The organism is Serratia sp. CY31944, from assembly GCF_052169175.1.
Lineage (GTDB): Bacteria > Pseudomonadota > Gammaproteobacteria > Enterobacterales > Enterobacteriaceae > Serratia > Serratia sarumanii.
On sequence record NZ_JBJNLG010000022.1, the window covers coordinates 60,112 to 81,772 of the forward strand.

General features: G+C 59.5%; 19 protein-coding genes and 1 tRNA gene. 11 read left to right on the plus strand and 9 right to left on the minus strand.

The features are described from left to right. Window positions 1-39: 39 nt before the first annotated feature. The gene (locus ACJ8IN_RS20600; protein ID WP_033654140.1) at window positions 40-840 is read left to right on the plus strand and encodes an AraC family transcriptional regulator; all 801 of its coding nucleotides are present in this window, start codon (window positions 40-42) and stop codon (window positions 838-840) included. Here ACJ8IN_RS20600 and leuA read toward each other — a convergent pair. Further along, on the minus strand, window positions 791-2,479 hold the full coding sequence (gene leuA / locus ACJ8IN_RS20605) for a 2-isopropylmalate synthase (protein ID WP_101455813.1): 1,689 nt from the start codon (window positions 2,477-2,479) through the stop codon (window positions 791-793). The two genes, ACJ8IN_RS20600 and leuA, sit on opposite strands and share 50 nt — an antisense overlap. A 210-nt stretch (window positions 2,480-2,689) precedes the next feature. Here leuA and ACJ8IN_RS20610 point away from each other — a divergent pair, with 210 nt between their 5' ends. Beyond that, window positions 2,690-3,067, plus strand: a complete 378-nt coding sequence (locus ACJ8IN_RS20610) for a MysB family protein (protein ID WP_033638020.1) — start codon at window positions 2,690-2,692, stop codon at window positions 3,065-3,067. Window positions 3,068-3,100: 33 nt separating this feature from the next. Beyond that, the gene (locus ACJ8IN_RS20615) at window positions 3,101-3,646 is read left to right on the plus strand and encodes a GNAT family N-acetyltransferase (protein ID WP_033638019.1); all 546 of its coding nucleotides are present in this window, start codon (window positions 3,101-3,103) and stop codon (window positions 3,644-3,646) included. Window positions 3,647-3,652: 6 nt separating this feature from the next. On the opposite strand, the gene ACJ8IN_RS20620 is transcribed toward ACJ8IN_RS20615, so the two are convergent. The 3 genes from ACJ8IN_RS20620 to mdoG form a co-directional block, all read right to left on the minus strand. Further along, entirely contained in the window at window positions 3,653-3,898 is a 246-nt protein-coding gene (locus tag ACJ8IN_RS20620) for a YceK/YidQ family lipoprotein (RefSeq protein WP_033638018.1), read from the minus strand. 165 nt (window positions 3,899-4,063) lie between these two features. Further along, window positions 4,064-6,622, minus strand: coding sequence for a glucans biosynthesis glucosyltransferase MdoH (gene mdoH / locus ACJ8IN_RS20625; RefSeq protein WP_033638017.1), 2,559 nt, complete (start codon window positions 6,620-6,622; stop codon window positions 4,064-4,066). Continuing rightward, window positions 6,615-8,183, minus strand: a complete 1,569-nt coding sequence (gene mdoG, locus ACJ8IN_RS20630) for a glucans biosynthesis protein MdoG (protein WP_170310366.1) — start codon at window positions 8,181-8,183, stop codon at window positions 6,615-6,617. Before mdoG ends, mdoH begins: the two co-directional genes overlap by 8 nt. 259 nt (window positions 8,184-8,442) lie before the next feature. On the opposite strand from mdoG, the gene mdoC reads away from it, so the two are divergent. From mdoC to ACJ8IN_RS20650, 4 genes are all read left to right on the plus strand, one after another. Further along, window positions 8,443-9,573: a glucans biosynthesis protein MdoC gene (gene mdoC / locus ACJ8IN_RS20635; protein ID WP_047568104.1), complete on the plus strand. Its 1,131-nt coding sequence runs from the start codon at window positions 8,443-8,445 to the stop codon at window positions 9,571-9,573. 303 nt (window positions 9,574-9,876) lie between these two features. Further along, window positions 9,877-10,101, plus strand: a complete 225-nt coding sequence (locus tag ACJ8IN_RS20640; protein ID WP_033638012.1) for a hypothetical protein — start codon at window positions 9,877-9,879, stop codon at window positions 10,099-10,101. Between the two features lie 283 nt (window positions 10,102-10,384). Continuing rightward, window positions 10,385-12,106, plus strand: a complete 1,722-nt coding sequence (locus ACJ8IN_RS20645) for a potassium/proton antiporter (protein WP_033638011.1) — start codon at window positions 10,385-10,387, stop codon at window positions 12,104-12,106. Between the two features lie 249 nt (window positions 12,107-12,355). Continuing rightward, window positions 12,356-12,484: a hypothetical protein gene (locus ACJ8IN_RS20650; RefSeq protein WP_033638010.1), complete on the plus strand. Its 129-nt coding sequence runs from the start codon at window positions 12,356-12,358 to the stop codon at window positions 12,482-12,484. Window positions 12,485-12,546: 62 nt separating this feature from the next. On the opposite strand, the gene ACJ8IN_RS20655 is transcribed toward ACJ8IN_RS20650, so the two are convergent. The 5 genes from ACJ8IN_RS20655 to cho all read right to left on the minus strand — a co-directional run bounded on the left by ACJ8IN_RS20655 (window position 12,547) and on the right by cho (window position 14,917). After that, a complete protein-coding gene (locus ACJ8IN_RS20655) occupies window positions 12,547-12,678 on the minus strand; it encodes a hypothetical protein (RefSeq protein WP_015377413.1) in 132 nt (43 codons plus the stop codon). Between the two features lie 69 nt (window positions 12,679-12,747). Then, complete coding sequence (locus ACJ8IN_RS20660; protein ID WP_033638009.1) at window positions 12,748-13,251, minus strand: YlaC family protein; 504 nt, start codon at window positions 13,249-13,251, stop codon at window positions 12,748-12,750. Between the two features lie 123 nt (window positions 13,252-13,374). Then, window positions 13,375-13,674: a sigma-S stabilization anti-adapter protein IraP gene (locus tag ACJ8IN_RS20665; RefSeq protein ID WP_016928230.1), complete on the minus strand. Its 300-nt coding sequence runs from the start codon at window positions 13,672-13,674 to the stop codon at window positions 13,375-13,377. Between the two features lie 185 nt (window positions 13,675-13,859). Continuing rightward, window positions 13,860-13,956: transfer RNA gene (locus ACJ8IN_RS20670), tRNA-OTHER, on the minus strand. Between the two features lie 112 nt (window positions 13,957-14,068). Next, window positions 14,069-14,917, minus strand: coding sequence for an excinuclease Cho (gene cho / locus ACJ8IN_RS20675; protein WP_308325624.1), 849 nt, complete (start codon window positions 14,915-14,917; stop codon window positions 14,069-14,071). A gap of 239 nt (window positions 14,918-15,156) precedes the next feature. On the opposite strand from cho, the gene ACJ8IN_RS20680 reads away from it, so the two are divergent. From ACJ8IN_RS20680 to proP, 4 genes are all read left to right on the plus strand, one after another. Then, complete coding sequence (locus ACJ8IN_RS20680) at window positions 15,157-16,338, plus strand: efflux RND transporter periplasmic adaptor subunit (protein ID WP_047571648.1); 1,182 nt, start codon at window positions 15,157-15,159, stop codon at window positions 16,336-16,338. After that, window positions 16,335-18,272: a MacB family efflux pump subunit gene (locus ACJ8IN_RS20685; protein WP_047568108.1), complete on the plus strand. Its 1,938-nt coding sequence runs from the start codon at window positions 16,335-16,337 to the stop codon at window positions 18,270-18,272. Before ACJ8IN_RS20680 ends, ACJ8IN_RS20685 begins: the two co-directional genes overlap by 4 nt. 3 nt (window positions 18,273-18,275) lie before the next feature. Then, window positions 18,276-19,643 carry a TolC family protein gene (locus tag ACJ8IN_RS20690; protein WP_197846649.1) on the plus strand — a complete coding sequence of 456 codons (1,368 nt, stop codon included), beginning with the start codon at window positions 18,276-18,278 and terminating at the stop codon, window positions 19,641-19,643. A 417-nt stretch (window positions 19,644-20,060) separates the two neighbouring features. Then, a complete protein-coding gene (proP, locus tag ACJ8IN_RS20695; protein ID WP_033638006.1) occupies window positions 20,061-21,563 on the plus strand; it encodes a glycine betaine/L-proline transporter ProP in 1,503 nt (500 codons plus the stop codon). Window positions 21,564-21,661 lie beyond the last annotated feature (98 nt).

Consider the following 21,661-nt stretch of genomic DNA (forward strand, 5'->3'; position numbering starts at 1 on the left):
TGCTGTCTTCCCCCTTTTGCCGCGCGGAGCCTGCTTACGATGCTGTTGTTTCACGACGTTCTGCCGCCCGACCAGCCTGTCCGGCCGTTGGCCAAGGATTATCGCCACGGCGACAGCGAGCCGGATCACTACCATCACTGCGCGCAGCTGATTCACAGCCTGAGCGGCGTGGTGCAGGTCACGACCCGGCTCGGCAGTTGGGTGGTGCCGCCCGGCCGCGGCGTCTGGGTGCCGGCTAAGGTGGTGCACAGTCTGCGCATTACCGGCCAGGTGGCAGCCAGGACGCTGTTCGTCGATCCGCTGGCGCGCGCCGATCTGCCGGCCCAATGCCAGGTGGTGCAGGTTTCTCCGCTGCTGCGCGAGTTGATTATCTGTGCGATGGAGATTGCGCCCGATTACCCGAGCGGCGGACGCGATGAACGCGTCATGGAACTGATTCTGGATGAGTTGCGGATGCTGCCGATCCTGCCGCTGCACCTGCCTGAACCGCGTGAGGCATCGCTGCTCGCCCTGTGCCGCCATATCCAGGCTACGCTGGCGCAGCCCTGGACGCTGGAACAGGCGGCCGCTCATCTCAGCGTCAGCGGACGCACCCTGTCGCGGCGCTTCCAGCGCGAAACCGGGCTGCATTTTAGCGATTGGGTGCGACGCGCCCGTTTGCTGGCGGCGCTGAACGCGCTGGCGACCGGCCGCTCGGTGTTGGAAGTGGCGCTGGATCTCGGCTATGACAGCCCCAGCGCGTTCAGCGCCATGTTTCGTCGGGTGCTGGGGGTCGCGCCCAGCGACTATTTCAGCCCGGCCGCGCCGACGTTGACGCCAGATAGCGCCCGGCGACGTTAAGCAGCGCCTGCAGCGAGGCGCTGGCGGAGTCGACGTCGATGCCAACGCCGTAGGTCGCCTCACCCTGTGGCAACGAGCAGCGAATATAGGCCACCGCCCGGCTGTCGCTCTGGTGCCCCAGCGTATGCTCGTGGTAATCCTCGATCGCCAGCGGCAAGCCGAAGCGCTGGCGCAGCGCATCCACCGCGCTGGAAAGCAGGCCATTGCCGGCGCCCTGCAGCCGCAGCGGCTCTCCCTCACAGGCAACCCGCGCATTGAAGCTGTAAGCCTCTACGCCGTGGCTTTCCGTCTGGTAGCTCAGCAGCTGCAAGCGCGGTTGCTCCACCAGCCCATAGGTGTCGCGGAATAAGCGCCACAGCTGCGCGCCGCTCATTTCCTTGCCGCTGCCGTCGGTCGCGCGCTGCACCACCTGGCTGAAATCAATCTGCAAACCGCGCGGCAACGCCAGCCCGTGATTTTGTTCCAACAGCCAGGCGGCTCCGCTTTTGCCGGACTGGCTGTTGACCCGGATCACCGCCTCATAGCTGCAGCCGACATCGGCGGGATCGAGCGGCAGGTAAGGCACCTGCCACCAGCCATCCTGGCGCTGGCGCTGGGCGGCGAAGCCTTTTTTAATCGCATCCTGATGCGAACCGGAGAAGGCGGTAAACACCAACTCGCCGGCATAAGGATGGCGAGGGTGCACCGGCAGCTGATTGCACAGCTCCACCACCTCCACCACCTGCTTCAGGCGGCTGAAGTCCAGGCCCGGCGCCACGCCCTGGGTATAGAGATTCAACGCCAGCGTAACCAGATCGACGTTGCCGGTGCGCTCTCCGTTGCCGAACAGGCAGCCTTCGACCCGATCGGCGCCAGCCAACAGCGCCAGCTCCGCGCAGGCCACGCCGGTGCCGCGATCGTTATGCGGATGCACGCTGATCGTTACATCGGCGCGGCGGCTAAAGTGGCGACAGAACCATTCAATCTGATCGGCATACACATTGGGCGTGCTCACTTCCACCGTCGCCGGCAGATTGATGATCATCGGCCGCTGCGGCCCCGGTTGCCACACCGCCGCCACCGCTTCGCAGATCTCCAGCGCGAACGCCAATTCAGTAAAACAGAAGGTTTCCGGCGAATACTCGAAGCACCAGGCGGTATCGGGCTGTGCCTCGCACTGCCGGCGAATGCGCCGCGCGCCGTTCACCGCCAGCGCCACGGTGGCGGCCTTATCCTGGCGGAACACGATGTCGCGAAACACCGGCGCCGTGGCGTTGTACAGATGCACGATAGCCCGTGGCGCCCCCTGCAGCGCCTCGAAGGTGCGGTCGATCAGATCGTCGCGCGACTGCGTCAGCACCTGAATCGTGACGTCGTCCGGGATCAGCTGCTCGTCAATCAGCGTGCGCACAAAATCGAAATCCGTTTGCGACGCCGAAGGGAAAGCCACTTCAATTTCTTTGAAACCACACTGCAACAGCAATTGATAGAACTCGCGCTTGCGCGCGTTATCCATCGGTTCCGCCAGCGCCTGGTTGCCGTCGCGCAGATCGCTGGAGCACCAGCGCGGCGCCTGCCGCAGCGTACGCGCAGGCCATTGGCGGTCCGGCAACGCCACCGGCGGGAAGGGTCGATATTTGCTTGAAGGGTCGATTAACATGGGCTTCTCCTGACGCCTGAATGAACGATAACGCCATTATTTCCCGCCCTCGCCGCCTCTTCTCCCGCTTTGCGGACAACCATCGTCGCAATGCGGACAACAAAAAAATTTGCATCCTGCGCCAGTGAGACAACAATTAGGTTTGACGTTTCCCCCACCGCACCGGCAGTGCCGCCGGGCGCTCTACTCTCATTGTCAACGGAGGCGAACATGAGCCTGTATGCAACCCTGGAAGAAGCCATCGAGGCCGCACGCGAAGAGTTTATCGACACCGCCGAAGGCGGCGGCGATGACGAACCGCCGGTGCCGCAGCAGTTCAATCTGCAAAAGTACGTGATGCAGGATGGCGACACGATGTGGCAGGCCGAGTTCTTCGAGGAAGAAGGCGAAGCGGTGGAGTGCCTGCCGCTGCGCAGCGGTGCGGCGGCGCAGGCAATCTTCGACGGTGACTACGACGAGGTGGAGATCACCGCCGAGTGGATAGATGAAAATACCCTGTACGAATGGGAAGAAGGCGACTTCCAGCTCGAGCCGCCGCTGGATACCGAAGAAGGCCAGGCCGCGGCCGATGAGTGGGATGAACGTTAACCCGCACTACGCACTCATCGCCAAGGAGGCAGCATGAATATTCGCCGGGCTCGCCCCACCGACTACCCCGCCATTTTGCAGCTGCAGGGGGAAAACGTGCCGGAAGCGCTCGACGAGCGCCAAAAACGGCAGGGATTTATCGTATCGCGCATGAATGAGGCGCAGCTGGCGGCGATCAACCGCGGCATCGGCATACTAGTGGCTGAACAGGAAAACCAACTGGCGGGCTTTGTTTGCCTGATGCCCGCCGACGTGCAACCACGCCCGCCGGTGGTGGACGCGATGCTGGCGACGCTCGCCACGCAATCCTTCGCCGGACGCGCGCTGAATGAACTGCGGGTGTTTCTCTACGGCCCGGTCTGCCTCGCCGCCGCCTGGCGCGGCAAAGGCGTGCTGAAGCGCCTTTACGCCGCGGTCAAAGCGCACACCAGCCATGACTACGACGTGGGCGCGCTGTTTATCGACGACGACAATCCGCATTCGTTGGCCGCTCACGTGCAAGGGCTTGGCATGACGGCGCTGGCGCCTTTCCATTGCGGACAGAAAGGCTATCAGCTGGTGGTGTTCGCCACCCGCTGAGCGGGTTTATTCATAGGGGCCGTGCTGCGCATCGAACGGCAGCATAAAGGTGTCCACCACCATCGACAGCGGCACGTCTATCACCGTGACGTAGCGCCAGGGCGTATCGCGCAGATCCCACTGCACGCCGGGATAGTACTGGTGGCCATGCCCCGCGCCGGGCACGGTGCGGCTGATAATGCTGCCGCAGCCGGTCAGGGCCATCACGCCGGCCGCCACGCAGGCCAGCCGAAGGTAGGAAGAGAGATTCACGACATTGACTCTGAGCAAGGGGGGTTGTTTCGCGAGTGAACAACGCATCGGCCGCAGTCTACCACAGTTCCCTTTCTCCGCCGGCACCGGCGCACGTAAGCAAAAGGTAAAAAAAACGGGGAATGCGCCATGCGCATTCCCCGTCTGGGCGTTGCCGTTCAGCGATTAACGCCGGCCCGTTGGGTGCGCCAGCGGGTTGTGTGGCAACTGCTGATAGTGCTCACGCCAGGCGGCGCCTTCCGGCAACAGCCAGACGCGCTGGTGCAAACGAGCCAGCGTGACCGGATCGCTCAGCAGCTCCAGACGTTTGCCCTTCGCCAGCTTCTCCGGCCCCAGCTGCAGCGCTTCGTTCACCCGCTCCTCGCGGTTGCGATCGAGCGTCGCGCGCAGATGGTGACGCGCCGTCGCCAACGCCGTCGCCAGCGCGTTAAAGGACGGGTTGACCACCGCATGCATAAAGCCGTTGGTCAGCGCGCGATTGCGGTTGAGATGCAGGTATTCTTCCGTCGCCAACAGCTCACGCGGCGGGTTGTACTCTTCCGGGATCAGGAACAGCTTGGCGCGTTTGCTCTTCATGCCCAGCGTCGCGCGGCTCGACAGCACCGACACGAACGGCGACAGGATCAGCGAGAACACGATCGGCGCCAACCACCACAGGAAGCGCAGATCCAGCCACGCCATGCCGCCGGCCCACACCAGGCCCAGCAACATCTGCGAGCCATGGCGGCGGAAGGCTTCGCCCCACGGCGTATCGTCGTCGTCACGCTGCGGCGAATTCCACACCACTTCCCAACCGAGGAAGGCGCTCACTACGAACACGGTATGGAACAGCATGCGCACCGGTGCCAGCAGCACCGAGAACAGCATTTCCATCAACATCGAAATGAACAGCCGGAACGCCCCGCCGTACTCTTTCGCGCCCTTGGCCCAGATCAGCACGATGCTGAGCAGCTTCGGCAGGAACAACAGCACCAGCGTGGTGGAGAACAGCGCTATCGCCAGCTCGGGCCGCCACTGCGGCCAGACCGGGAACAGCTGCCGCGGCTGCAGGAAGTATTGCGGTTCCATCAGGGTGTGCACCACCTGCAACGCGGTGGAGAGCGCCAGGAACATGAACCACAGCGGCGCCGACAGGTAGGACATCACGCCGGTGAGGAACACCGCGCGGTGCACCGGGTGCATGCCCTTCACCAGGAACAGGCGGAAGTTCATCAGGTTGCCGTGGCACCATCGACGGTCGCGTTTCAGCTCGTCCAGCAGGTTTGGCGGCAGCTCTTCGTAACTGCCCGGCAGATCGTAAGCGATCCACACGCCCCATCCGGCGCGGCGCATCAGCGCCGCTTCAACGAAGTCATGCGACAAGATTGAACCGGCGAAGGAGCCCTCGCCCGGCAGCGGCGCCAGCGCACAGTGCTCAATAAACGGCTTCACGCGGATGATGGCGTTATGGCCCCAGTAGTGCGACTCGCCCAGCTGCCAGAAATGCAGGCCGGCGGTAAACAGCGGCCCGTAAACGCGGGTAGCGAACTGCTGCACGCGCGCATACAGGGTATCCATGCCGGACGCCTTCGGCGCGGACTGGATGATGCCGGCGTTCGGGTTGGCTTCCATCAGACGCACCAGCCCGGTGAGGCATTCGCCGCTCATCACGCTGTCGGCGTCCAGGATCACCATGTAGCTATACTCACCGCCCCAACGACGGCAGAAGTCGTCGATGTTGCCGCTCTTGCGTTTGACGCGGCGGCGGCGACGGCGATAGAAGATGCGGCCGTGGCCGTCGACATCGCGGCACAGCTCCATCCACGCCTTTTGCTCCGCTACGCAGATGTCCGGATCGTAGCTGTCGCTCAAGACGTAGATATCGAAGTGTTCCAGCTGACCGGTCGCGGCAACGGACTCATAGGTCGCACGCAGGCCGGCGAACACGCGTTCGACGTCTTCGTTGCAGATCGGCATGATCAGCGCGGTGCGGTGCGCCGGATTGATCGGCTCATCGCCCTTGATGGTGGAGGAAATGCTGTATTTGTCCTTGCCGATCAGCAGCTGCAGGAAGCCCATCAGCGCGGTCCAGAAACCGGCCGAGACCCAGCAGAACAGTACGGCGAACAGGATCAGAATGCCGGTTTGCAGCACATATGGCAGCAGTTGCAGCACCGACTGCATCAGATCCTGATCCAGCATGGCGATAGGATCGATCAGCGCCCAGCCCTGATAAGGCAAGATGGTTTTCATGTACCAGGTGGCGATGCCGGTTTGCACCAGCATCAGCACCAGCAGCACATAACGGCGCATGGAGCCGACGGTACGCCAGCGGTTCTCGGCCTCGGCCTCCTCTTTGGTGGCGTGCCGGTTGTGCGGCGAACGCCCCAGCAGAGAATCCCAGAAGCGCGCCACCGGGTTGGTGCGCCAGGCTTCCGGGAACATGGTGGTTCGTTTGATCGGCGGCGTCGCCTTCAGAATCGCGCGCCCTTCGGCGTCGGTATCGAAGTCGTCATCGCTGACCGCATCCGGCCAGGCGTTTTCGATACGCGGTTTGACCGAGGCCAGCGCCACGTCATCCGCCGACAGGCTATTGACGTTGGCGTCGGCGGCGCCCATCTGCCGATGGAGCGCCTCCAGTGCCTGAGCGTCATCCGCCGTTTGAGGGTTGAGCGCCTCCGACCGCTCGGCGGTCAGAGGCAGCGCCGCAAGATAATCCTGGGCGGGTTGAGTAGGCTTATTCATTGGCAGGTAGCTGATAGCTCCAGGTTTCCGACAGAGTCTTATCGCCATTGACCAGCGCCGCGCGCATTTCTACCGGCTTCTTGTCGTCTTTCACTTTCAGACGCACCGTCAGGCGCCAGCCTTTGGTCACTGGGTTATAGCGGACGTTGTTTTCCACCATTTCACCGTTGTCGCCGATGCTGATCTGAGAGGCGACCGGGGTATTGGCGTCCAGCCCTTTCAGCACCGGGCCGACGAAGTCGACCAGGAAGGCCACGCTGCCGTCTGGCTCGCGAATCAGGTTGGACTGCTTCACGTCACCGGTAGAACGCATGGTGCGGGCCACATAGGCGATGTCCTGCGAATGCAGTTTGTCTTCATCGCGGGTGAAGTTCAGGCGGTAGCTCAGCGTCAGCGGCTTTTTGGCTTCCGGCAGCGTATCCGGCGTCCAGAACGCGACGATGTTGTCGTTGGTTTCATCCGCCGTCGGGATCTCCACCAGCTCAACCTTGCCTTTGCCCCAGTCGCCCTTCGGTTCAATCCAGGCGCTCGGGCGCAGATCGTAACGATCGTCCAGATCTTCATATTCTTTGAAGTTGCGGCCGCGCTGCAGCAGACCGAAGCCTTTCGGATTCTCGACGGTATAGGTGCTGACGGACAGGTGTTTAGGATTGTTCAGCGGGCGCCAGATCCACTCGCCGTTGCCGGCATGGATAGACAGGCCGTTGGAGTCGTGCAACGCCGGACGATAGTTCAACGTCGGCGACGGCTGGTTCGGCCCGAACAGGAACATGCTGGTCAGCGGCGCCAGGCCCAGTTTGCCCACCTTGTCGCGCAGGAACACTTTGGACTCGACGTCCACGGTGGTGTCGCGGCCCGGGATCACCGTGAAACGGTAAGCGCCGGTGGCGCGCGGGGAATCCAGCAGCGCATAGATCACCAGGTGCTTGTCGCCCTGTTTCGGACGCTCAACCCAGAATTCGCGGAAACGCGGGAACTCTTCGCCGGACGGCAAAGCGGTATCGATGGCCAGGCCGCGAGCGGAAAGCCCGTAAACCTGCCCTTTACCCACCACGCGGAAATAGCTCGCGCCAAGCAGGCTCATGATCTCATCGTTTTTGTCGGCGCTGTTGACCGGGTAGAGCACCTTAAAGCCGGCAAAACCGAGATTTTTCACCGATTCAGGGTCGTGTTTGACCGAACCGAAGTTGAAGTAATCCGGGCTGTACTTGATCTGTTTTACGCTGGTGGAGGTGACTTCATTGATTTTCACCGGCGTGTCGAAATACATCCCCTGATGATAAAACTCAAGCTTGAAAGGGGTTTTCAGCTTGCTCCAATAGGCTTTATCGTGATTGAACTGAATCTGCTGATAGTCTGCGAACTTCATCTCGCGGAACTGAGAAGGAAGGTTGCTCTTCGGGGCTTCGAAACCTTTCGCCGCCAGATCCTGCGCCTGCTTGGCCACATCATCAATAGAAAAGGCCCATGCCGGCGAACTGAACAGCGTGAACAATACGGTAGCACCTAACCAACGAACGCTCGCGGCGCGTGGTTGTCCGGATAATATATTAACTAGCACATCCCCCCCTATTCGTGTGCTCAAATCATTTAAATCCATATTAATGGATTACTCAGCTTTCCGACAACATGATAAATGGATGGTTCATGTTTACGGCTCATTGTTTAAGCAGCTGATGGAACACCAGCGTAGCAAGCCGCGCAACAAGACGCTATGGAAAAATGCGGGGGGCTATAGTAGGGTTCCGGATAACAATTTAACGTTTGACGACTTATTAAGCGTGTTAATGAACTCTCGATTAAATCACCAGCGGTAATCTATGACTAAAGGCAGCAAACAGCGCGAGTTTTTTCTCGACTCCATCAGAGCCTATTTGATGTTGCTCGGCATCCCGTTTCACCTCTCCCTGATCTATTCCAGCCACGCCTGGGCGGTGAACAGCCCGTCGCCCTCTTTCTCGCTCACGGTGCTGAACGACTTCATCCACGCCTTCCGCATGCAGGTGTTCTTCGTGATCTCCGGCTACTTCTCCTACATGCTTTACGAGCGCTACGAGCGCCACCAGTGGCTGAAGGTACGGCTGGAGCGGGTGGCGATCCCGCTGTTGAGTTCCATCCCGCTAATCACGGTGCCGCAGTTTTTCATGCTGAAGTATTTCACCGATAAATTAAACGGCTGGGATGAGTTTTCTCTCTATCAGAAAATAAATGTAACAGTTTGGGAATTGGTGTCTCATCTTTGGTTCTTATTGACCCTGTCATTGTTAACCTGCGCCTGCTTTTATCTGTTCCGCAACATCAAGCGTCAACCCCGTGAACATATTCCTGCGTTAATAAACAGAATGCGTGGATTAGGAAACATCTCACTGTATTTCTTTATTTATGCGATATGCTATTCGGCCGCGCACCGCATTATTTTAATTTTTGCACCGCAGCTATTATCCAACGGCCTGTTCAATTTCGTGGTGATGGAGACGATGTTTTACCTGCCGTTCTTCATCCTCGGCGCTTATGCGTTTAAGTATGTGTGGCTTAAGGAGATTTTTCTGCGCCGCTCACCGCTGGCGCTGCTCGGTTCGCTGCTGCTGTTTATCGCATATATGCTGAACCAAAAGCTGCTGGCGCACAGCAGCTATATGTTCGAGCTGGAAGTGGTGATCAAAACCCTAATGGGGATCCTGATGACTAACGTGGTGTTCTCTTTCGGGCATAACCTGCTGAATTATCACTCGCCGCGCATCACCTATCTGGTCAACGCCTCGCTGTTTATATATCTGGTGCACCATCCGTTGACCCTGATATATGGCGCTTTCGTGACGCCTTATATCGGCAACAACCTGTTGGGATTCTTGCTGGGCCTGCTGTTTGTGTTCTCGCTGGCCTTCGCGTTATATGAACTGCACAAACGCGTTCCGCTGCTGCGCTTCCTGTTCTCCGGCAAGCCGCAATAACCTTGGCCCCTGTAACCCAGAACATTTGCAGGGGCTTTCTGTCATATTACCGCCGTGTAAAAAGCCTATACTGGTCGTTTGCATGCAGAGCACACATTGCTCAGCCTGACGTCGCCCGTTAGGGCAAAGTGATACGGCTGCATAGATAACCTAGCCGTTATAACTGCAATGCATAAGTAGAAATCCGGATCCCTGCCTTACGGTAGTGATTGGGCTCAACACCCCCGAAGGGCTGCGCGATCGTTTAATTCATTCGATGGCGTTAGCTGCATCTCCCTTCCGTCACGACAGAGAGGATTTTGAATGACCGACAAGAACACCCCAGCTCAGGAAGCCATAGCGGAAAACGCCACCCTGCTGAAGATCCTCGGCAGGTTACTGTCCGCGCTGGACGCTTCGATCAGCGGCAAAGAACGCAGCATTCTGGTCGCTGAGCTCTCCAACTTCAATCTCGACGGCATTTCCGAAGCGGAAAGCAAGCTGGCCTCCGAGCTGATCAAACGGGCGCTGGAATCGCTCGATCATTAATCCTACCGCGCCTGCAAACCATTAAGCCTGCCTGCGCGGGCTTAATGGTTTTTCCCTCAGCCACGATCGAACATTGTTGCCGAAGCAGAAATACAGCAGCCTGATAATGTTGGATAAAAGGCAGGAATCTCCCTCTTCTCCTCACTTTCTTCGTTTAATCACACCAAAGGGCAATAATTGATCGGTTGTTTTCGCAATCAGCCTTGGCGTTTTACCCACTAAACACGTTATCATCGACACACTCGCAGTGCCCCCTATCCCCCAGCCTCAGGAGAGCGATATTTTGGATGCCAGCACCATTAACAGTTTGTTCGTCATCGGTGCCGTGCTGGTGGGGGCAAGTATTCTGCTCAGCTCATTTTCTTCCCGGCTCGGCATTCCGATCCTGGTGATCTTCCTGGCGATCGGCATGTTGGCCGGCGTCGATGGCCCCGGCGGCATCGTCTTCAGCAATTACCCCGTCGCTTATCTGGTCAGCAACCTCGCGTTGGCGGTGATCCTGCTCGACGGCGGTATGCGTACCCGGGTCAGCTCTTTCCGCGTCGCCCTGTGGCCGGCGCTGTCTCTCGCCACCATCGGCGTGGTGATCACCGCCGGTCTGACCGGCATGGCCGCCGCCTGGCTGTTCAATCTCGATCTGCTGCAGGGGCTGCTGATCGGCGCCATTATCGGTTCCACCGACGCCGCCGCGGTATTCTCCCTCTTGGGGGGCAAAGGTTTGAACGAACGCGTCAGCGCCACGCTGGAGATCGAATCCGGCAGCAACGATCCGATGGCGGTGTTTCTCACCATCACGCTGATTGCGATGATCGCCGCCGGGGAAACCGCGCTGAGCTGGGCCTTCCCGCTGCATCTGATGCAGCAGTTCGGTATGGGCATCGTCTTCGGTCTGGGCGGCGGCTGGCTGCTGCTGACGCTGATCAACCACATCAAACTGGCGGACGGCCTCTATCCGCTGCTGGCGGTGAGCGGCGGCATTCTTATTTTTGCGCTGACCACCGCGCTGGACGGCAGCGGCATTCTGGCGGTGTATCTGTGCGGCCTGCTGCTGGGCAACCGGCCGATCCGCAACCGGCACGGCATCGTACAAACCTTCGACGGCCTGGCGTGGCTCAGCCAGATCGGCATGTTCCTGGTGCTTGGCCTGCTGCTCAACCCGCACGAGCTGCTGCCGATCGCCATCCCTGCCCTGCTGCTGTCGCTGTGGATGATCCTGTTCGCCCGTCCGCTGTCGGTGTTTATCGGCCTGCTGCCGTTCCGCAGCTTTACCCTGCGCGAGCGCGGCTTTATTTCCTGGGTCGGCCTGCGCGGCGCGGTGCCGGTGATCCTGGCGGTGTTCCCGATGATGGCCGGGCTGCCCAACGCCCAGCTGTTTTTCAACGTGGCGTTCTTCGTGGTGCTGGTCTCCCTGCTGCTGCAAGGCACCACGCTGTCGTTTGCCGCCAAAAAAGCCAAGGTGATCGTGCCGCCGGCGCTGACGCCGATCTCCCGCGTTGGGCTGGACGTGCACCCGGAAAACCAGTGGGAACAGTTCGTGTATCAGCTTTCGGCGGAAAACTGGTGCGTCGGCGCGGCGTTGCGGGAGCTGAAGATGCCACCCAATACCCGCATCGCCGCCCTGTTCCGCGGCAAAGAACTGCTGCACCCAAGCGGCAGTACCCGCCTGCGGGAGAACGATATTCTGTGCGTTATCGGCCATGAGCACGACCTGCCCATCCTCGGCAAACTGTTCAGCCAGGCGCCGGCCGTGACGCTCGACGAGCGCTTCTTCGGCGACTTTATCCTGCAGTCCGATGCCCGTTTAAGCGACATCTCGCAGCTTTATGGCCTCAATCTGCAAGACGACGTGGACGAGCAGCAGACGCTGGGCCAGTTCGTCATTCAGCTGATCGGCGGCGAACCGGTGATCGGCGACCAGGTGGAATGGGACGGCCTGACCTGGACCATCGCCGAAATGGACGGCAATCAAGTCAGTAAGATAGGCGTGCGGATCGTAACCGACTGACGCTGCCGCACCGGCTGCGCTATCAGACGAGGGAACTTCTGGCCTTAAGAACGTTCTTAATCACTATCATGATGCATGAACTAGGGCGTCGCTGAATTATATCCCTTTGATATAAAAACTTAACAGCGGTGTCCACAGGGATTAAGGACGTGAACGGCAAGACTCGATTTCTTTCGGTAATGATGCTTATGGCGCTGGGCGTAGCGGCGCTCGATCTCAGCATCGCCGGTTTGGTCCATAGACTTTTAATTGGATAATTTCAACGTGACGCAGCAGGAACAAGAAAAAGACATTCTGGGGAAAATACTGGTGACGGTGTCCGCGCTTTGCCTGATTCTGGTGGCGACGTTGCTGATCTGGGGATTCGTGCTGGATTGACACCCCACGACGCTCAGACATAAAAAAAAACGCCGCGGCGGTTTTTTTTATGGGGCAGGCGATCAGATCTTGCAACCTTCGCAGTCCGCTTCGTCTTCGAGGAACTCAGGGACCTCTTTTACCTTCTGCGCCGCTTTTTCTTCGGCTTTCGCCAGTTCGGCATCGATATCAAAATCGAAAATATCATCACTCATCGCTTGATCCTCATTCTGCTTCGCGTTCAAACGCTGAGTATAATCGACAAGCCGCCGGCCGGAAACCTTTCAGTTTGCCGCCGCCAGCTGCGGCTGCTCATCCTGCGGCTTTTTTCCGTACGCCATGTCGTACACGTCGTAGAAGTCGATTTCGCCCTTGTTGCCGATGATCACGCGCATCTTCTGTTTCAGCGCGGCGCCGATGGACGGCTCCTCCAGCAGTTGCTGCACCGCATAGGGCGACAGCGCGCGGGTAAAGTACCACTCGCCGTTGTAGCAAACCCGCAGATCGAGCACCCCGATGTCCTCGAAGCGGTATACCGGCCGGATCTCGATCAGCAGCATGGCGAACATGAACAGCACAAAAGCGGTGAAGCCTAGGAAAGCATATATCCCCATGTACGGCACCTGGTACATCACGGCGATCACCGCGAAATAACCGGCGAACATGGCAAGGCACAGATAGCGGTGAGTGCGAGCGAATTCGCTGTTGAAGCGCGGCTTGCCGTCACGCCCTTCGCGCCGATTGATCTGTTCAATCTCTTTAACCAAGATGCTTTTAATCGCGTCCATCGTTACAACCTTATGCTGGAAACAGCATTGCCATCAAATCTCACCGCTAAAAGTAACACAAGTACAGTTTCGCCAGGTAGATCAGTTAGCCAACTTAATGACTGCAACTGTTATAGTTCGGCTTCAGCGCGGTTGGGCGGCCTTGCCTTGCGCAAACATGAACATGCGCTGGGCCACATCGTCGGCCTGTTTGATTTTCTGCTTTTGCGGTTCGTTGCTGCGTTGAATGGCGCGGGCGTAGGCGATTTCATGGGCCTGATCGATCATCGCGATGATCCGATCGCGTTCGGTCTTTTCCATATTGCCCAACATGGTGGTGATAATCGCCTGATAAGCGTTGGACGCGGCGCTCAGCGCTTTCTCTCTCGCCTCGAGGGCGGCGACGCGTTGCAAGAGTTCCTGCAGTTGCTCGGAGTGAGACATATCGACCTCCTGTTGCCGGGCAGCAAGCCTGCCTGATTACAGTTTAGCAAAGGATCGAAAGAGAAAGAGGAAGGAAAGCCAGCGGTTACGGTAAAGCACACCCGAAAATCCCAACGAGGAGCCGATAGTGCAAATCAACCCGGGTGCGCTTTACGGTAAGCGCGGTGAGATGAAGGGAAGAAAGCTGGCGCGCTATGCAGGACTCGAACCCGCGTCTATCAATTTTCAAGCCAAAACAAGCCATTATAAAACCAATCACTCTGCCAACTGAGTTAATAGCGCGTTCCTTCGCTTCGGGGCGCCATTATCCATAACAACATTATGGACTCAAGCTTTTTTAGCATAATGCGCTGAATTTACAGATAAGTCTTAGGCTATCGACAGCGTTATGGCATTACGACAGCTCAATAATCCGATAATCGCCGGCCATGAGCGGCTTGCACAAAATCTTGTAGCCATCGCTGTCAAAATGGCTGGCCGCACTCTGCAGCCGCTGCGCCTGCGCCAGGCTGCTGACCGAGCCCAGATAAAACCAATTGTGAATCACATGGTACTGACGCAGCGTCTCGCCCTGTTCTTCCAATGCCACGCGCCCGGCGAATGGCCAACAGGCGATGCGCAGCTGTTCAAGCGCCGCGCCGAGCCGCCGCGCATGTTCCTGCGCCGACTCCACGCCGCAGCAGGCGCCGGCGCACTTGCGCAGGCTGTAGCGGAAGCAGGCTCGCCCCGCGGGCAGCTTGTCGATCCCCAGCTTGCCATAACATAAACGATGCTCGTCGGCGATGGCGCGCAGTTTTTCCAGCGCGGCATGGCGATTGGCAAACAGCCCGTAGAGGTGGGGCGTGACGGCGAAATCGATCTCTTTGGCGTGGGCAATCGTCACCGTGTCCGCCTGCAGACGCAGCGCACACAGCTGTTTCGAGCGCCGCAGGCGTTTGTTGAACAACGGTTGTTGCTGCTTGATCAACTGCGCCTCCAGCAGCAATGCGCCCAACTCGCCGGCGGTCTCGATAAAGCTGATGCGCCGGGTTTGGCGCAGCATTTTCGCCTCGTCCTGCGCGCGAAAATGCGCCATCACCCGGCTGCGTACGTTGACGCTTTTACCGATGTAAAGCGGCAGGCTTTCGCTCTCGCCGTGGAACAGATAGACGCCCGGCCCCTTGGGCAACGGCGCCAGACAGGCGCGCAGGTGCTCCGGGTATTGGTAAATGTCGAGTTCCGGCTCGAGGCGGTTTGGCATCATGGCGGCGGCGTTATCCTGCTGATGAATGAATACTGGTTTTTTACCCAGTATAACGCGCCACACAGCCGGTTGCACCCCGAAGGATAATAACTCGCCGTGATCTTTAGCGGGAAAGCCTTTACTATCTCCTTTCCAGCGGGAAAGCGCCTCACGTTTAGCGCCAGTTCAAGCTGGCGCTGCCATGATGGCAGACTGGAACCGCCGCTTTTATCGTTATGGAAAACCTGGGCATGACTTCACTGAAACTAACCCCCCGTCGTCTGGCGTTGATCGCCGTCATCATTTTCATCTGCGTCGCCATCGCGCTGGCCCTCTATTGGCAACGCCCGCCGCAGCAGGATTACGTTACCGCAACGGCCCGCCTGGGCGATATCGAGAACGCCGTGCTGGCCACCGGGCGACTGGATGCCGTCGAACGCGTTAACGTCGGTGCGCGGGTCTCCGGTGAAGTGAAATCGCTGAAGGTCAAACTGGGCGATCGCGTCACCAAAGGGCAACCGATCGCCGACATCGACGATCTGCAACAGCGCAACGATCTGCGCAACGCCGAGGCGGCGCTGAACGTCATCAAGGCCGAACTGCAGGCCAAACAGGCGCAGCTGAAACAGGCCGAATCGCGTTTCAAACGCCAGCGCCGCATGCTGAACGACGAAGCCAGCTCGCGGGAGGACTTCGAAACCGCCGAAGCCACGCTCGCCACCACCCGCGCCGAGCAGCTTTCGCTCAATGCCCGCCTGGTGCAGGCGCAGATTGAAGTCGACAAGAAAAAAATCGATCTGGGCTATACCCGCGTGGTCGCGCCGATGGACGGCATCGTCATCGCCGTGGTTACGCAGCAGGGGCAAACGGTCAACTCCAGCCAAAGCGCGCCGACCATCGTCAAGCTGGCGCGGCTGGATATGATGACCATCAAGGCGCAGATCTCCGAAGCCGACATCACCCGCATTTCACCGGGGCAAAAGGCGTACTTCACTATTTTTTCCGATCCGGATAAACGCTACGACGCCACGCTGCGCACCATCGAACTGGCACCGGAATCGGTAATGAAAGACGACTCGCTCGCCGGCACCAGCTCCGCCTCCGGTTCCGGCACCTCGAACGCGTCGGTCTATTACAACGCGCTGCTGGACGTGCCCAATCCGGAAAACCGCCTGCGCATCGCCATGACCGCGCAGGTGTCCTTGCTGCTCGGCGAAGCGAAGAACACCCTGCTGGTGCCGATCCAGGCAGTGCATAAAATCGATGGCAAAGAGCAGCAGGTGCAGGTGCTGACCCAAGACCAGCGGCTGGAAACGCGCAAAGTGACCACCGGCATCACCAACAACGTCGACATTCAGATCCTCAGCGGCCTGAAAGCCGGTGAAACCGTGGTGCTGTCGCAGCCCGCCGCCAAGCCGGCTGAGGATGGCATCTTCCTGTGAACGCGATCATCGAGCTAAAAGGCATCAGCCGAACGTACACCAACGGCGGCCAGGCGCTGACGGTGTTGAAAGACATCGATTTGACCATCGCCGCCGGCGAACTGGTGGCGATCATCGGCGCCTCCGGTTCCGGCAAATCGACGCTGATGAACATCATGGGCTGCCTCGATGTGCCGGATCGCGGCGACTACTACATCAGCGGCCAGAACGCCGCCCACCTGTCGCCGGACGAACTGGCCCGCCTGCGCCGCGAGCATATCGGCTTTATCTTCCAGCGTTACCACCTGATGCCCGATCTCAACGCGCTGAGCAACGTTGAAATCCCGGCCATCTACGCCAACGCCCGGCGCGATCAGCGGCGGCAGCGAGCGGCGCAACTGCTGGCGCGGTTGGGCCTGGAGGGGCGCGAAGACCACAAGCCCGGCCAGCTTTCCGGCGGCCAGCAGCAGCGCGTCAGCATCGCGCGCTCGCTGATCAACGGCGGCGAAATTATCCTGGCGGACGAACCGACCGGCGCGCTGGACACCCAATCCGGCCAGGAAGTGCTGGCGATCCTCAGCGAGCTGAACCAACGCGGCCACACCGTGGTGATCGTCACCCACGATATGAAAGTGGCGCAACATGCGCAGCGCGTCATCGAACTGCAAGACGGCAAAATCATCGCTGACAGCGGACGCCAATCGGCACCCGCCGTCGCGCTACCGCCGCCGAACCGCAGCCGGCAAAGCGGCTGGCAAAGTCTTATCGACCGCACCCGCGAGTCGCTGCACATGGCGCTGAAGGCGATGAACGCCCACCGCCTGCGCACCGCGTTGACCATGACCGGCATTATCTTCGGCATCGCCGCCGTCGTTACGGTAGTCGCGCTGGGCGAAGGCGCCAAACAGCGCACGCTGGAGAATATCAAGGGGCTCGGCACCAACGTGGTGAGCATCTATCCGGGGCGTGACTTCTTCGACGACGCCATCGACAGCATCCGCACCCTGGTGCCGGCCGATGCCGACGCGCTGGCGCAGCAAAGCTTCGTCGACAGCGTCAGCCCGGAAGTCAGCGCGTCCGACAGCATCCGTTTTCGCAGCAAATCCGCCACCGCGTCAATCACCGGCGTCGGCCGCGACTATTTCCGCGTCAACGGCATCACGCTGGTGCAAGGCGCCACCTTCCGCGACGATCGCAATGCGCTGCAGGAAGTGATCATCGACGACAATGCGCGCCAGGCGCTGTTCGGCGATTTCGGCGTCGAGCCGCTCGGCCAGATCGTGTTTCTCGGCTCGGTGCCGGCGCGGGTGGTCGGCGTCGCCAAAAGCGAACACAGCTACGCGCCCAACCGCATCAGCGTCTGGATGCCCTACAGCACGGTGATGTACCGTATGGTCGGCAAAACCACGCTCAGCGGCATCACCGTGCGCTTGAAGGATGACGTCGCCAGCGAAGCCGCCGTCAGCGCCATCACGCAGTTGCTGACTCAGCGGCATGGCGTAAAAGATTTCATGACGTTCAACCGCGATCAGTTCCGTAAATCGATCGAGCGCACCTCGATGACGCTCAGTTTGCTGATCCTGATGGTGGCCTCGATCTCGCTGGTGATCGGCAGCCTGGGCGTGATGAACATCATGCTGGTCTCGGTGACCGAGCGCACCCATGAGATCGGCGTGCGCATGGCGGTCGGCGCAAGGCGCGGCGACATCATGCAACAGTTCATGATCGAGGCGGTGCTGGTCTGTTTGATCGGCGGCGCATTAGGCATCGCACTGTCGTTCGCCGCCGGTTCGCTGTTCACCTCGCTGGCGGGCGGCATGTTCACCGCCATCTATTCCTGGCAAGCCGCCGCGACGGCGTTTTTCTGTTCAACCTTAATCGGCATGATCTTCGGTTATCTCCCCGCCCGCAAAGCGGCAAGGATGGATCCGGTCGTTTCATTGGCCAGCGAGTAACCCATGAAAATTTTATCTCCCCTGGCGTTAAGCCTCGCCGCCCTGCTCACCGCCGGCTGCGGCAATGCCCTGAAAAGCGACTACCGCGCGCCGCAGGTCAACTATCCGACGAGCTGGCAGCACGCCGCCGACAACGCCGCGCCGACGCCGTTCGACTGGCGCGATTTCCACGATCCCGAGCTCGATCGCTGGCTGCAACAGGTGATGGCCAGCAACAACGATCTGGCCGTCGCCGTGCTGCGCGTCTACCGTGCGCGGCTCGAGGCGGAACGCGTCGGCATCAGCACCGCCCCCGACGTCAACGCCTCGTTGAACAGCGGCATCAATCGCCCGCTGTCGGAGTCCTCCGCGTGGAATAAAACCAGCAACGCGTCGCTCACCACCAGCTATGAAGTCGACCTTTGGGGCAAGCTGGCGCGCCAGCGCGACGCCGCCGAGTGGGCCAGCCAGGCTTCCGCGCAGGATCTGCAGACGGCGCGCCTGACGCTGCTGGCCAACGCCGCCACGAATTACTGGCGCATCGGCTTCCTCAATCAGCAGATCGGCGTCAGCCAGGCGAGCATCGCCTACGCCAAACAGACGCTGCGGCTGGCCAACGCCCGCTACCGGGCCGGCAGCATCTCGGCGCTGGACATGGTGAACGCGGAACAAAACGTGCTGACGCAGGAAAGCCGGCTGCTGGCGTTGCAACACGATCGTCAACAGGCGCTGAATGAACAGGCGGTGCTGCTGGGCGCGCCTTCAGGCCAGGCCACTATCGCGCCCGCGCGTCTGCCGACGACGGCGATGCCGCAGATCAACACCGGCATTCCCGCCAGCGTCTTGAGCCGGCGCCCGGATCTCAGCGCCAAAGAGCTGCGGTTGCGCGCCGCCCTGGCCAACGTCGACGAGAAACGTCTGCAGTACTATCCCGCGTTCAGCCTGACCGGCTCGCTGGGCGCCAGCAGCAGCGCGCTGCTGGAGTTCCTGCGCAACCCGACGGGCAGCCTCGGCGCCGGCCTGACGCTGCCGTTCCTGCAGTGGCGGCAAATGGGGGTGGATATCAAGATTGCCCGTAACGACTACGAACAGCAGGTGCTGGAATTCAGGCAGGCGCTGTACAAGGCGATGGGCGATGTGAATAACGCGCTGTCGCTGCGCGCACAGCTGCGGGCACAAGAGACGCAGCTGCAGGCCTCGCTGGCATTGGCGCGCAAATCGGAGCGGCTGAACGAGGTGCGTTACCGGCAGGGCGCCGTCACCATTATCGACTGGCTAAATGCTCAGGAGCAGCGCCGGCAGGCGGAACTGGCGGTGGACGAGAACCGCTTCGCGCAGTACCAGAACCTGGCGAAAATCTATCTGGAATTCGGCGGTTCGTCGGTACCCTAAACCAAACTGCCTGGCTCTCCTCCGGCCAGGTGATTTTTTAGCGGTAAACACATCAATTTTTCCTGTTTTATCGCCCGTACTCTCTATACTTCAAACATTCCCAATCAGACGAAAAACCGTCAAATCGCACAATTATTAGACCATTCTCGCACCAAATCGGTGCAAACACTTAAGTTAAACTGCTGGATTTGATCGGCGCAAGATATAACGTTAAGCTATAGATGCAAAATAATTAGTCACCTAAATGACATAACCTTGGCATAAACGACGATATTTTGTGATCCACATCCCAACTTAAATGTGGATAATGAATCGTCTTGAACCGCGATTCGATTAGCCGATTTGATAACTCGAAAACAACAGTGAACGGAGATTACGCTTTCACGAACAACGAATAATTCATTAAGGGATGATTATATGAAGTTAAGAAAAAAACGACATAAACCGATGCACATTAACGACATCACCATCATCGATGACAGCAAACTCAAGAAGGCGATCACCGCGGCGGCTCTGGGCAACGCGATGGAGTGGTTCGACTTCGGCGTATACGGCTTTGTCGCCTATGCGCTCGGCCAGGTCTTCTTCCCAGGCGCCTCTCCCGGCGTGCAAATGATCGCCGCGCTGGCGACCTTCTCCGTGCCCTTCCTGGTGCGTCCGCTCGGCGGCCTGTTCTTCGGCGCCATGGGCGACAAGTTCGGTCGCCAGAAAGTGCTCTCGATCACCATTATCATTATGGCGGTCAGCACCTTCTGTATCGGCCTGATCCCGTCCTATGCGTCGATCGGCATCTGGGCGCCGATCCTGCTGCTGCTGGCCAAACTGGCGCAGGGCTTCTCCGTCGGCGGTGAATATTCCGGTGCGGCGATCTTCGTCGCCGAATACTCGCCGGATCGCAAACGCGGTTTTATGGGTAGCTGGTTAGACTTCGGTTCCATCGCCGGCTTTGTGATGGGTGCAGGCGTGGTGGTGCTGATCTCCAGCATCGTCGGCGAAGCCAACTTCCTCGACTGGGGCTGGCGTATCCCGTTCTTCATCGCCGCACCGCTGGGCCTGATCGGTCTCTATCTGCGCCATGCGTTGGAAGAAACCCCGGCGTTCCAGCAGCACGTGGACAAGATGGAAAAAGATGACCGCAACGCCATCGAAAATCCGCCAAAAACCTCGTTCAAAGAGATCGCGGCCAAACACTGGAAAAGTTTGCTGGTGTGCGTCGGTATCGTCATCTCCACCAACGTGACCTATTACATGCTGCTGACCTACATGCCGAGCTACCTGTCGCATAACCTGCACTACTCGGAAGATCACGGCGTTCTGATCATCATCGCCATCATGATCGGCATGCTGTTCGTACAGCCGGTGATCGGCCTGACCAGCGACCGCATTGGCCGTAAGCCGTTCATTATCGGCGGCAGCATCGGCCTGTTGGCGCTGGCGATCCCGTGCTTCATTCTGATCAACAGCAACGTGATTGGCCTGATCTTCGTCGGTCTGCTGGTGCTGGCGGTGCTGCTCAACTCCTTCACCGGGGTGATGGCCTCGATTCTGCCGGCGATGTTCCCGACGCACATCCGTTACAGCGCGCTGGCAATTTCGTTCAACATTTCGGTGCTGATCGCCGGTGCGACGCCGACCGCCGCCGCTTGGCTGGTCGAAGCGACCGGCAACCTGTACATGCCGGCCTACTACCTGATGGTTGTGGCGGTGATCGGTCTTATCACCGGTCTGTACATGAAAGAAACCGCCAACAAGCCGCTGCGCGGCGCGACGCCGGCCGCTTCGGATCGCTCAGAAGCGAAAGAGCTGCTGCAGGAGACCTACGACAACATCGAACAGAAAGTCGAGGACATCAACGCGCAGATCGCCGAATTGGAAAAGAAAAAGCAGATCCTGATCGACCAGCATCCCAAGCTGGATTGATCGGCGCGAAAACACAAAAGCCACCCGTTTGGGTGGCTTTTTTACTTTGATTTCAAAAGGAATAATGCGCAGCGCATTTTATGGCAAGCGGGATTGGT

What these genes read in the sequence shown, in the direction of transcription:
- ACJ8IN_RS20600 (WP_033654140.1), top strand. Translation starts at nt 40, where the DNA reads ATGCTGTTGTTTCACGACGTTCTGCCGCCCGACCAGCCTGTCCGGCCG.
- leuA (WP_101455813.1), bottom strand. Translation starts at nt 2,479, where the DNA reads ATGTTAATCGACCCTTCAAGCAAATATCGACCCTTCCCGCCGGTGGCG.
- ACJ8IN_RS20610 (WP_033638020.1), top strand. Translation starts at nt 2,690, where the DNA reads ATGAGCCTGTATGCAACCCTGGAAGAAGCCATCGAGGCCGCACGCGAA.
- ACJ8IN_RS20615 (WP_033638019.1), top strand. Translation starts at nt 3,101, where the DNA reads ATGAATATTCGCCGGGCTCGCCCCACCGACTACCCCGCCATTTTGCAG.
- mdoH (WP_033638017.1), bottom strand. Translation starts at nt 6,622, where the DNA reads ATGAATAAGCCTACTCAACCCGCCCAGGATTATCTTGCGGCGCTGCCT.
- mdoC (WP_047568104.1), top strand. Translation starts at nt 8,443, where the DNA reads ATGACTAAAGGCAGCAAACAGCGCGAGTTTTTTCTCGACTCCATCAGA.
- ACJ8IN_RS20640 (WP_033638012.1), top strand. Translation starts at nt 9,877, where the DNA reads ATGACCGACAAGAACACCCCAGCTCAGGAAGCCATAGCGGAAAACGCC.
- ACJ8IN_RS20655 (WP_015377413.1), bottom strand. Translation starts at nt 12,678, where the DNA reads ATGAGTGATGATATTTTCGATTTTGATATCGATGCCGAACTGGCGAAA.
- ACJ8IN_RS20660 (WP_033638009.1), bottom strand. Translation starts at nt 13,251, where the DNA reads ATGGACGCGATTAAAAGCATCTTGGTTAAAGAGATTGAACAGATCAAT.
- ACJ8IN_RS20665 (WP_016928230.1), bottom strand. Translation starts at nt 13,674, where the DNA reads ATGTCTCACTCCGAGCAACTGCAGGAACTCTTGCAACGCGTCGCCGCC.
- cho (WP_308325624.1), bottom strand. Translation starts at nt 14,917, where the DNA reads ATGATGCCAAACCGCCTCGAGCCGGAACTCGACATTTACCAATACCCG.
- ACJ8IN_RS20690 (WP_197846649.1), top strand. Translation starts at nt 18,276, where the DNA reads ATGAAAATTTTATCTCCCCTGGCGTTAAGCCTCGCCGCCCTGCTCACC.
- proP (WP_033638006.1), top strand. Translation starts at nt 20,061, where the DNA reads ATGAAGTTAAGAAAAAAACGACATAAACCGATGCACATTAACGACATC.